The sequence below is a fragment of the Paracoccus sp. (in: a-proteobacteria) genome (assembly GCF_046462195.1).
Classification (GTDB): domain Bacteria; phylum Pseudomonadota; class Alphaproteobacteria; order Rhodobacterales; family Rhodobacteraceae; genus Paracoccus.
Window position 1 is genome coordinate 1 of sequence record NZ_JBKGUN010000072.1, and the last position, 10918, is coordinate 10918.

The 10918-nt window shown below is 67.2% G+C and carries 11 protein-coding genes, 1 tRNA gene and 1 pseudogene; 4 read left to right on the top strand and 9 right to left on the bottom strand.

The features are described 5' to 3' along the window. The 9 genes and pseudogenes from ACLHHB_RS04630 to tsaD all read right to left on the bottom strand — a co-directional run. A pseudogene (locus ACLHHB_RS04630) lies at window positions 1-151 on the bottom strand (tRNA pseudouridine(38-40) synthase TruA); the annotation flags it as partial. Continuing rightward, complete coding sequence (locus ACLHHB_RS04635) at window positions 151-1149, bottom strand: 5-bromo-4-chloroindolyl phosphate hydrolysis family protein (protein ID WP_410217116.1); 999 nt, start codon at window positions 1147-1149, stop codon at window positions 151-153. The gene ACLHHB_RS04635 and the pseudogene ACLHHB_RS04630, both read right to left, overlap by 1 nt. A 145-nt stretch (window positions 1150-1294) precedes the next feature. Next, entirely contained in the window at window positions 1295-2284 is a 990-nt protein-coding gene (lpxK, locus tag ACLHHB_RS04640) for a tetraacyldisaccharide 4'-kinase (RefSeq protein WP_410217117.1), read from the bottom strand. Then, window positions 2281-3504: a 3-deoxy-D-manno-octulosonic acid transferase gene (locus tag ACLHHB_RS04645; RefSeq protein WP_410217118.1), complete on the bottom strand. Its 1224-nt coding sequence runs from the start codon at window positions 3502-3504 to the stop codon at window positions 2281-2283. The genes lpxK and ACLHHB_RS04645 overlap by 4 nt, the downstream gene beginning before the upstream one ends. Beyond that, complete coding sequence (locus ACLHHB_RS04650; protein WP_410217119.1) at window positions 3504-3749, bottom strand: DUF4170 domain-containing protein; 246 nt, start codon at window positions 3747-3749, stop codon at window positions 3504-3506. Before ACLHHB_RS04650 ends, ACLHHB_RS04645 begins: the two co-directional genes overlap by 1 nt. 125 nt (window positions 3750-3874) lie before the next feature. After that, window positions 3875-4294, bottom strand: coding sequence for an EVE domain-containing protein (locus ACLHHB_RS04655; RefSeq protein ID WP_410217120.1), 420 nt, complete (start codon window positions 4292-4294; stop codon window positions 3875-3877). Further along, window positions 4294-4566, bottom strand: a complete 273-nt coding sequence (locus tag ACLHHB_RS04660; protein WP_410217121.1) for a YciI family protein — start codon at window positions 4564-4566, stop codon at window positions 4294-4296. Before ACLHHB_RS04660 ends, ACLHHB_RS04655 begins: the two co-directional genes overlap by 1 nt. Continuing rightward, the gene (locus ACLHHB_RS04665; protein ID WP_410217122.1) at window positions 4566-5504 is read right to left on the bottom strand and encodes an NAD(P)H-dependent glycerol-3-phosphate dehydrogenase; all 939 of its coding nucleotides are present in this window, start codon (window positions 5502-5504) and stop codon (window positions 4566-4568) included. The genes ACLHHB_RS04660 and ACLHHB_RS04665 overlap by 1 nt, the downstream gene beginning before the upstream one ends. After that, the gene (gene tsaD / locus ACLHHB_RS04670) at window positions 5501-6568 is read right to left on the bottom strand and encodes a tRNA (adenosine(37)-N6)-threonylcarbamoyltransferase complex transferase subunit TsaD (RefSeq protein WP_410217123.1); all 1068 of its coding nucleotides are present in this window, start codon (window positions 6566-6568) and stop codon (window positions 5501-5503) included. Before tsaD ends, ACLHHB_RS04665 begins: the two co-directional genes overlap by 4 nt. A gap of 66 nt (window positions 6569-6634) precedes the next feature. On the opposite strand from tsaD, the gene ACLHHB_RS04675 reads away from it, so the two are divergent. From ACLHHB_RS04675 to ACLHHB_RS04690, 4 genes are all read left to right on the top strand, one after another. Next, complete coding sequence (locus ACLHHB_RS04675; RefSeq protein ID WP_410217124.1) at window positions 6635-7300, top strand: uroporphyrinogen-III synthase; 666 nt, start codon at window positions 6635-6637, stop codon at window positions 7298-7300. An 86-nt stretch (window positions 7301-7386) separates the two neighbouring features. After that, a complete protein-coding gene (locus ACLHHB_RS04680) occupies window positions 7387-8742 on the top strand; it encodes a COG4223 family protein (RefSeq protein ID WP_410217125.1) in 1356 nt (451 codons plus the stop codon). A 10-nt stretch (window positions 8743-8752) separates the two neighbouring features. Then, entirely contained in the window at window positions 8753-10552 is a 1800-nt protein-coding gene (locus ACLHHB_RS04685) for a heme biosynthesis HemY N-terminal domain-containing protein (protein ID WP_410217126.1), read from the top strand. A gap of 97 nt (window positions 10553-10649) precedes the next feature. After that, window positions 10650-10725 (top strand) — tRNA-Thr (locus ACLHHB_RS04690). Window positions 10726-10918 lie beyond the last annotated feature (193 nt).

A 10918-nucleotide genomic window follows, 5' to 3' on the forward strand; every position in this document is an offset into this window, starting at 1 on the left:
CCGCCGCGATCCGGGCACCCGCCGCAAAGCCGGGATCAAGCCGTGCCAGCGCCGCCTCGATCGCCCCTTGGACCGAGGGCTGGTCGGCCTGCGCCTGCCAGCCGGCAAAAGGCGCACCGTCATATTCGACCTTCAACGCGAAACGGGGCATCAGGCGCGGGGAATTTTCTGGCCGGGCAAGGGGGTGGACAGCAGTTCATCCAGGGTCTGCGCTTCCTGACTTTGCAGGGCAGGGCGATCCTCGGCAGAAACGCGGGTGGCGGCACCGGTCAGTCCTTCACGGCCCAAACGCTCGCGCAGGACGGACATCTCGATGTCCAAGGCCTCGCGATCACCGTCCAGCAGGCGGTCCGCGCGGGCGATGAAGTCCTTTTCCAGATCGTTCAGGAAGGATTCGTAGGTGGCACGCGCCGTGCTGTCCTGCGTCTGCACGTAAAGATCGGCAAAACGGATCGTCGCGTCGCGTGCCCCCGCCAGGTAAACTCCCAGATATCGTCGGGCCGAGGTCAATCCGCCCGGATTGTCCCGCACGCGGTCAAACAGATGCCGGACCGAAGCCTCGAACATTCCGACCCGCGCCTCCAGCCGACGATCCCCTGTGCGGAGGATGGCCTCGCGCATCTGCGTCAGGTGCCCCTCGGCCTCCTCGATCATCCGCTGCGCACGATCCTGCTGGAACGTGTCAACGTCCTCTCGGCCCTTGTCGCGCCACGGGTCCAGCCCGAAGGACAGCTGATGCAATGCAAGTCCCGCGGCGCCGATCATACCGGCCTCGGCCCAGACGCCGGGTTCCGCGGCACCCAGGCCGATGCCCAGACCTGCCAGCACGCCGCCGAACAGCTTGCGCGGAATGGCAGGGCGGCGGGCGATCCGCCGCGCCTCGAACGTGGCCTGCGCCACCAACCCTTCACGCGTCATCCACATGCCGCTGGCGACCAGACCGAAGGCCGCCAGATCGGTGACCATTCCCGTTGCGCCCTGGAAGAACGCCCCCAGCAGGAACGGCGTGGCGGCCAGCGTGATCCACTTGGGCCGTCCCTCGTGGGGATGGCGTGGCGTGGGCGGCAGAACCGGGCGCGGTGGCTGGCCGGGCAGGTTGTTCTTCAACAGGCTGTCGGGCGAAAACCGCCCCCCGAAACGTTTGGACATAACCACCCCTCAGCCTGCGCCCGCCAGCGAGGCGTAAAGCGTCAGCAACAAAAGCAGATAAAAGCTCAGCCTGGCGCGGGCATTGCTGGACATCACGATCCTTTCGGGCGGGTTGATGCCTTATATCGGCATCCTGCGGCGGAATTCAAACCGTGGAAGGAAACAGCCGGTCCAGCGCCGCATGCAGGGGCGCGTCATCGACGACCGTCAGGCGGACGGGCAAGGCCATCACCTTGGGGCGGAAGTTCCGGGGCAGGCGGGCGGCGTCCTTTTCGGTCGTCACCAACTGGGCGCGGGTCATGCGTGCCTCGGTTTCCAGCCGGGTCAACAGGGCGGGGGTGAAGGGCTGGTGATCTTCCAGCGCTTCGGCGCGCACCAGTTCGGCCCCGAGGTCGCGCAGGGTCGCGAAGAACTTCTCGGGATGGCCGATGCCGGCAAAGGCCAGCACCCGGTGGCCCCGCCAGTCGAACCCCATCTGCAAGGGCGCCAGCCGGCCGCGAAGGTGCGGCGGGGCATCGGGCGGCGTCGCAAAACCTGCCTGCGCGGCATCCGGCCCGAGGGACAGCAGCAGATCGGCGCGCGCCAGCCCCACAGCAACCGGCTCGCGCAGGGGACCTGCCGGGATGCAGAGCCCGTTGCCGAAACCCTTGGCCGCATCGACGACCACGATGCCCAGATCATGAAACAGCGCCGGGTCCTGAAATCCGTCATCCAGGATGATGGCCTGCGCCCCTTCGGCCAAGGCGGCCCGCGCGCCGGCAACACGATCGTCCGATACCCAGACGGGACCGAAGGCCGCCATCAGCAGCGGCTCGTCCCCGGTCAGGGCCGCGTCATGGTGGCGTTCGTCCACCTTCAGGGGGCCCTTGGCGCTGCCTCCATAGCCGCGCGAAACCACATGGGCCGCGATCCCGCGCGCGGCCAGCACCATCTGCAGATGGATCACCGTCGGGGTCTTGCCCGTACCCCCGGCGTTGAGGTTGCCGACGCAGATCACCGGCACCTCCAGCCGCGTTCGCGCGCCCTGCGCCAGCCGCTGTGCGGTAGCCCGTGAATAGGCCGCGCCCAAGGGGGCCAGCAGGCGCGCGCGCAGGCTGGGCGGACGCTGGAACCAGAAGGCAGGCGCGCGCTTCATGCGGTGGCCTTTCCCTGAACGGCCGCATGAACGGGCGCGGGCCGGTCCAGCGCCGCCAGCACGCGGTCCGCGATGCGAATGGCCACCTCGGCGCCGCCGGTGCTGACCCGCCATGCGTTGCTGGCCAGTTCGGCGATCAGTTCGGGCTGTGTCAGTTCGACCACGGCCTGGGCCAGGTCGTCGGCGTTGCGGACCTGACGGGCGGCATTGGCCCCGTCCAGCTGCTGCCATTCGGTGCGATGAGGGCCGACCGCGGGTCCGTGCATGATGGCCGATCCCAGAGCTGCGGGCTCGAACGGATGGCGCATCGCGGATTCGTCACCGGACAAGGTGCCACCCATGAAGGTGGCCGGCGCAAGGCGATACCAAAGGCCCATCTCGGTCGGGCCGTCGCTGAGCAGGACCTGAACCTCGTCTCCCAGATCCTCGTCCTCGCTGCGACGGACGACGCTGAGGCCCGCGGCCTCGATGTCCCGGGCCAGTCCATCAATGCGGGCAGGATCGCGCGGCGCTAGGATCAGCAGCGCGCGATGCGACCGCCGCAAGGCCGCCTGATGGGCGTCCAGCACGGCGCCTTCCTCGGGCTGCGGGAGGCTGGCGGCGAACCAGGCATGGCGCCCGTTCATCTGTTGGGCCATGGAAACGCGCTCGGTTTCCGAGCAGTGCAATGGCTCGCGGATCTCGGAAACCGGTCCGGTCATGGCAAGACGCATCTTGGACAGGCCCATCCGGCGGGCGATCCGGTGGCTGGCGCCGTCCGCCAGCATGATGGCCGAGATCTGCGACAAGAGTTGCCGGCGCATGCTGGCCTGCAGGGTCCAGCTCTGGTCGGCGGGGGCCAGGCGGAACTCGGCCAGCACGACCGGGATCTGGCGTGCGGCCGACGCCGCGATCAGCGCCGCCGGGAGGGTGCTGCCCAGCAGCAGAACCGCCGCCGGCTGCGCCAGGTCCAGCAACTGGTCCACAAAGGACGGATCGTCGGCGGGGTCGGGCTGATCGGATAAATGCGCGACAGCGGTCATCCGGATCTTGCGCAGGTCGGGGCGGGCGCGGGCCAGACGGCGCAGAACCTGCCCTTCGGCCTGAAAGGCATCGGGTGAGACATGGATGATCAGCGCCGGACCGCTGCCGGACGGAACGGGCGGCAGGACCGGGTCAGGGCCGCGACGGCCGCGCAGATGCAGCCACAGGCCCAGTTGCCCCAGTCCCGCCCCCGCCATCAGTGACCCAGTTCCTCGGTCGGGCTGACCTCGCGCTCTTCGTCGCGCAACCGGTGCAGGTGGGCGATGAAATAGCGGGTATGGGCGCTGTCCACCGTGCGCTGCGCCTCGGCCTTCCAGGCGGCAAAGGCGGTTTCATAGTTCGGAAAGATGCCTACCATGTGGATGCTCTTCGTGTCGCGGAACTGCGTTCCCTGCGGATCGATCAGTTCGCCTCCGAAGACGAGATGCAGACGCTGGTTCATGGGGCCTCCTGGCTGTCGCGATGGGCGCGAACCTAGCGCGGCCCCGCCCCAAGATGAAGCGACATTGCAAGAATGGCCGGGTGTCCGGGCATCCTACCGCCGGTCATGCCCTGACGTGGCGGCTTTCAGCCTAAATCGCCCGCAAGCTCCAGGATGACGGCCCATTCCTGGGGCGTGACCGGCTGGACGGACAGGCGGGTGTTCCTGACCAGCGCCATGTCCGACAGGCGGGGTTCCGCCTTGGCCTGATCCAGTGGCACGGGGCGGGGCAGCTTGCGGAGGGCGCGCACGTCCACGCATTCCCACTTGCCGTCGCCCGATGTGCTGTCGGGATGGGCTTCGGCGATGACCTCGCAGATGCCGACCGCCTCCTTCCCGATGTTGGAATGATAGAAAAGGCCCAGGTCCCCCGTCTTCATTGCCCGCATCATGTTGCGCGCCTGATAATTGCGCACGCCGTCCCATTCCTCGCCCTTGTCGCCCTTGGCCACGAGATCGTCCCAGCCAAAGACATCGGGCTCCGACTTGAAAAGCCAGTAGGCCATCAGCCGATCACCTTTTTCCATTCGACGATTTCGGTGGAGGCAAAAAGGCCCGCCGCCTTGTAGGGGTCGGCATCGGCCCAGGCGCGTGCCGCATCCATGTCGGTGGCGTCCAGGATCACGAGGGAGCCGCGCATCTCGCCTTCCTCGATCAGGGGGCCAGCCATGGCGACGATGCCGCTGTCCCGGATATGGGCAAGATGCGCGTCGCGGGTGTCGAGGCGGGTCTGCAGGGCGCCGGGCTTGTCTCGGCAGATCACGGCGAACAGGGGCATCATTCCTCCTTCAAGGGACGTCTCAGCAGGTGGTCCATGGCCTTTTCCACGGAAACGGCACCTTCGGCAAGTCGGGCCACCATGGTGGCAATGGGCAGGTCCAACCCGTCACGATCCGCCATCCGCGCCAGCGCGCGGGCGGTGGCCGCACCCTCGACCGTTGTGGATGTGTCAAAGGTTTCGCCCGCGCCAAGTGCATGACCAAAGCGAAAATTGCGAGAGCCGGCCGAGGTGCAGGTCAGCGTCAGATCTCCCAGGCCCGAAAGACCTGTCAGCGTTTCAGGGCGCGCGCCCAGGTGCAGAGCCAGGCGTGTCATCTCGGCAAAGCCGCGGGTGATGATGGCGGCCCGGGCGCTGTCCCCCAGCCCCGCGCCAATTACGGCGCCGGCGGCAATGGCGATCACGTTCTTCAAGGCACCGCCCAGTTCGGCACCTGCAACGTCGGTGGTGCGGTAAAGCCGCAGCACCGGCGTTGACAGCGTCTGCTGCAGGGCCTCGCCCGCGTCAGCATCGGCACAAGCCAGCGTCAGCGCCGTGGGAAGGCCCCGCGCGATATCGGCCGCGAACGAGGGACCGGTCAGAACCGCCACAATGGCGTTCGGACAGGCCTTGGCGATCAGCATGGAAGGGCCCGTCAGATGTGTCAGGTCGATGCCCTTGGCCGTGCTGACCAGCCGCCTGTCCCTAAGGCGGGGCCCGTGCTCGTCCAGAAAGGCACCCAGCGCCTGAGCCGGCAATGCCAGCAGGATCGTGGAAGCCTCCAGCGCATCGTCCAGATCCTGCGTGACCTGCAGGGCCGGGGGCAGGGTGACGCCCGGCAGGCGCGGGTTTTCGCTCTGCCAATCGACCCGGCGACCCCACAGCGTCACCGTCCCCTTGGCACTCAGGGCCATGGCCAGCGCGGTGCCAAAGGCGCCAGCACCCAGAACGGTGATCATGCCTTGGCCCCCTTCTTGCCGCTGCCCAGCATGGGCGCGGCCCGGCTGTCCAGAGGCCAACGCGGACGGGCGGCCAGATCCATCCCGTCGCGATGGCCCAGCCGGAACCGCTCGATCCCGGCCCAAGCGATCATCGCGCCGTTATCCGTGCAAAGCCGCAGGGGTGGGGCCAGGAAGCGCACGCCGGCCGCTGCGGCCACTTGTTCCAGCGCGGCGCGAATGGGGCGGTTCGCCGCCACGCCGCCGGCCACGGTCAGCACCCGGACAGGGCTGAGGGCTAGGGCGCGGCGGGCCTTTTCGGCCAGAACCTCGGCCACGGCGGCTTGGAAGGCGGCGCATAGGTCGCGGCGATCCTGTTCCCGCAGACCGCCATGGTCGGCGATCAGCCGATCGCGCTGGCGCAGGGCAGCGGTCTTGAGGCCGGAAAACGACATGTCGCAGCCGGGGCGGTCCAACAGCGGGCGGGGCAGGGGAAACCGTGCAGGATCGCCCGCTTGGGCCTCGGCCTCGACCGAAGGACCGCCCGGCTGGCGCAGCGCCAGCAGCTTGGCGATCTTGTCAAAGGCTTCGCCCGGTGCATCATCGATGGTGCCGCCCAGGCGGGTGAAATCCTCGGGATCGTCGACACGCAGGAACTGGCAATGTCCGCCCGAGACCAGCAGCATCAGATAGGGAAACGCGATCCCGTCGGTCAGGCGGGGCGTCAGCGCGTGGCCGGCCAGATGGTTCACGCCGACCAGCGGCAGGCCGGTCCCGGCCGCGATGCCCTTGGCGCACATGACGCCGGCCATCACGCCGCCGATCAGTCCCGGCCCCGCCGTCACGGCCACGCCCGACAGCGCATCGAGGCCGAGCCCGGCCTCGGACAGCGCTTGTTCGACCGCCAGGTCCAGGCGTTCGGCATGCGCGCGCGCGGCGATTTCCGGAACGACGCCGCCGAAATCGGCATGCAGATCTGTCTGGCTGCTGACCACGCTGGACAGGATGCGGCGATCTGCGGTCACCACGGCGGCGGCCGTGTCGTCGCAGCTGCTCTCGATGCCCAGAAAGATCAGATCGTCCATGCTCTTGCCCAGAGCCTGAGTGGCCCTTACGCCTTGAGGGCCTAGCACCCGCGGAAGATGTTGCCAATGCCGACCGGTTCCCAACCCACGCTGCTGCTGACCCGACCCGAAGAGGATTCGCTCCGTCTGGCTGCGTCCTTTCCCGGTTGGCCTGTCATCATCTCGCCCGTTCTGCGTATCGTGCCGGTGGACCATGACAGGTCTGTGCTGGAGCGGGCGCAGGGACTGGTCTTCACATCGGCCCATGCCGTAGGTCCGGCCGGTCCGGGACGGGGACGCCCTGCTCTGTGCGTGGGCGGGCGCACGGCCCAGGCGGCGCACGAGGCAGGATATGCCGTGATGCAGGGCAACGGTTTCGCCGAAAGCCTTCTGCCGCTGATTGCCGCCTCGCCCGTTCCGCTGCTTCATCCGCAGGGGCAACATGTCGCACATCGGCTGCCGGTGCCGGGAGTGGTGGTTTATGATCAATTGCCCCAGCCCCTGACCGCGACGGCGCAGGCCCTGCTGGCGGAAAAGGCACCGGTCGTGGTGCCGGTCTTTTCACCCCGGTCGGCACGGCTGCTGTCTGCGCAGGCGGGGCAGGCGCAGGCGCCGCTGTGGCTGGCCGCCATCAGTGAGGCTGCCCGTGCCGCTTGGAATGCCCCTTGCGCGCGCGAAATCGTGGCCGCCGAACCTTCGGTGCAGGCCATGCACAGGGCAATTGCCCAAATTGCCGAAGCGGAACAAAGCTGAAGACGGCGGGTTGAGCGCGCAGCCTTCGCTGATTAGGCTGCCTGCATGCGCGAGTTGCCGGCATGGCACCGAGACGGGGACAAGACGTGAAACAACCAGACAAGACCAAGGCCGGGGGAACGGCCGCCAAGACGGCCAGTGCTGCGGCAGCAGGTGATTCGACGCGCAAGTCGCCTGCGGCGCCCGGCGTGATCGGATCGGCGGAGGTCGGCGAAGGCAAGCCTGCGCAGGCGGGCCAACCCGGAGAGATTTCGCCCATCCCCTCGACCCTCGTGGGCGAAGGAAACAAGGGCCTGCCGGCAGCGGAACGCAAGGCCGGCAAGGGAACAGAAGGCGCGGCAGCCGGAGCCGCTGACACCGCTGCACCATTGGCGGACAAGCCGCGAAGCGGGTCTGCAGCAGCCTCGTCCTCATCGGCCCATGCGGGTGGCAGCATGGCCAAGCCTGCTGCACCTGCGCGACGCTCGGGCTTCTGGCCGATGGCACTGGGCGGCGCGGTGGCTGCGGGTCTGGGTGCAGCAGCGACAATCTATGCCCTGCCGCACCTGCCGCCGGAATGGCGTCCGGTGACGGCCGCAGAATCCGCTGGCCCGGCAACCGATCAGGCTGCGGTCATCGCCGCCGCCGAAGAGGCCGCCCGCCGCACCGTGGCCGAGGAACTGGCTGCGCAACCGGCCGATGCGGCAGATGATGGCCTTGCCCAGCGGGTCGAGGCGGTCGAAGCTCGTCTGGAAGAGTCCGCGGCGCCACAAAATCAGGAGGACATCGCGGCCCTGCAGCAGCGGCTGGAGGAGCAGCAGGCCCGGATCGAGGAACTGGCGGCCCGTCCGGCCTTTGATCCCCAGGCAGCCACGAACTTGCAGCAGCAAATCGAATCGGCTGCCGCCGAGGCACAGCAGCAACTGGACGCTGCCCGCACCGAGGCGCAGGAACTGCAGGATGCTGCCGCCGAAAGCACCCGGCGGGCCGAGGCGGTTGCCGCCATCGCCAACCTTCAGGCGGCTCTGGACCGAGGCGTAACGCCCGAGGAAGCCCGCGAAACGCTGGAAGGGGCCGGCTTGCAGACGCCCGAGGCGCTGACGGCCGAGGTTTCCAGCCTGTCCGAATTGCAGACCGACTTTCCCGAAGCCTCCCGCGGCGCGTTGCGGGCCAGCTTGCGCGAATCAAGCGCCAGCGGCGAAAGCAATCTGGTGACGAATTTCCTGCGTGCGCAAACCGGCGCCCGTTCGGTCGAAGCGCGCGAAGGCGACGATCCCGATGCCATCCTGTCGCGTGCAGACGCCGAAGTTTCGGCCGGTCGCATCGATGCGGCCGTGACAGAACTCGAGGCCTTGCCCGAAGTCGCGCGTGAGGCGCCCCTGATGGCCGACTGGCTGACCCGCGCAACCGCCTATCGTCAGGCACAGTCGGCTTTGTCCGAACTGTCCTCGAACCCGAATTGAGGACCGCCAGATGCTGCTGTCTCTGCTGAAAATCCTGTTCTTCTTTGCGGTCGTCCTGGCGCTGGCGCTGGGGGCCGTGCAACTGTCCGAAACGGGACAAGTGCTGCGCATCCAGTATGGCGGCATGGAATATGCGCTGACGCCTCTCAAGGCGCTGCTGGCGCTGCTGATCCTGATGGTTCTGGCTTGGGTGGTGTTCAAGATCCTGGGGGTGCTTGTCGCCTTTCTGCGCTTTCTTGCCGGGGATGAAACCGCCATCAACCGTCACTTCGCGCGCTCGCGCGAGCGCAAGGGTTATGACGCGCTGGGCGAGGGAATGCTGGCTGTCGCATCGGGTGAAGGCAAGCTTGCACAGGACAAGGCCAACAAGGCGGCCAAGTACCTGAACCAGCCGCACCTGACCAATCTTCTGGCCGCCCAAGCGGCCGAAACGGCAGGTGACCGGCAAAAGGCAATCGCCGTTTACCGCGACCTGCTGGACGACGACCGTACGCGTTTTGTCGGCATCCGGGGTCTGATGCGCCAAAAGCTGGCCGAAGGTGACACGCACAAGGCAATGCTGCTGGCCCAGAAGGCTTATGCCCTCAAACCGCGCCACCAGGAGGTCCAGGACACCCTGCTGGAACTGCAAACCCGCGAGCACGACTGGAAGGGTGCGCGCCAGACGCTGAAGGACAAGCGCACGCAAGGCGCGTTGCCCAAGGACGTGGCACTGCGCCGTGAGGCCGTTCTGGCCCTGCAGGAGGCCAGCGAGGTTCTGGCGCACGGCAATTCGATCAGTGCGCGCGAAGCTGCCATTTCTGCGGCCAAGGCCTCGCCCGATCTAATTCCGGCCGCGGTGCTGGCCGCGCGCAGCTATGTTGCGCAAAAGGACTTTCGGAACGCTTCCCGCATTCTTGAAAAGACCTGGTCGGTCCGGCCGCATCCCGATGTTGCCGCGGCTTACGCCGAAATCGTGCCGGACGAATCGCCCACGGCGCGTTTGCGCCGTTTTGATGCACTGATGCGCAAGAATCCCGAACACGAGGAAACGCGCCTGCTGCGGGCGGAACTGTTACTGGCGGCCGAAGACTTTCCAGGCGCCCGCCGTGCCCTTGGCGATCTGGCCGAAAAGCATCCGACCGTGCGCACGTTGTCGATCATGGCAGCCGTGGAACGTGGCGAAGGCGCAGATGACAGCGTCGTGCGCGGCTGGCTGACCCGTGCGCTGACCGCCTCGCGTGGGCCGCAATGGGTGTGTGACAAGTGCCATAACATCATGCATGCTTGGTCGCCCGTTTGCGACAGCTGCGGTGGCTTTGACACGCTGACTTGGCGCGAACCGGAAGGATCACGCAGCACTGCCTCAACCTCGTCCACCGGGGCCGAGATGCTGCCGCTGCTGGTGGGAACGCCCAAGACCGATCGTGACGAAACCGTGCCCGACCTGTCCGAGCCGGTGCAGCCGCATCCCCCCGGTCCGGCCGAACCCGAAAGCAAGCCTGTCCGTCGCAGGGAGGTGCCTGTCGTTGCCCCGGGCATGGTGCCGCGCGAAAGCGATTACCGCGATCTCGACGCACCATCCATCACGGTGACCGAGCCTGTGGCACCCCGAGCCTCGCAGCCCAAGGCCGAGCCGGCGCAGGTCCCCGATCTTCATTCCGATCCTGTTCTGGAGGTCGAACCGGCAACCGCCCCGGCCGCTACGGAGCCTGAGGCACTTGCACAGCCGGAGCACGACAAGCGCGCGGCTGCCGAGCCGTTGATGGTTCGTCCTGACGTGGAACCGTCGAATGAGGCAGAATGGACCGAAACCAAGGCCCAGCGCTGACCTCGGCGTGACAGAAGAAGGGGGCGTTGCGAAAAAATCGTCTGCGCCCTCTTCCCCCCGCCCGGCGAAACTGTTATCCGCCCCGTCACAACCTGATGCCGGTGTAGCTCAGCTGGTAGAGCACGTCATTCGTAATGATGGGGTCGGGGGTTCGAGTCCCTTCACCGGCACCAGGTTGCAGCTCCCATGACGTCTAAAGACGGCGTGGTCACCTGCTCTCCAGCATAAAAACTGATATGTTTCTGGCTTGGGTCCAAAACGCTGAAGCGAGCGGGGCTGTTACGAGGGCTTCTAACTGGAAGTTAGGGGAACCTTAGGTGTCATCGGGAGGCCTTTGTTCATTGTCTTGCTGAGCTTTGACAACGT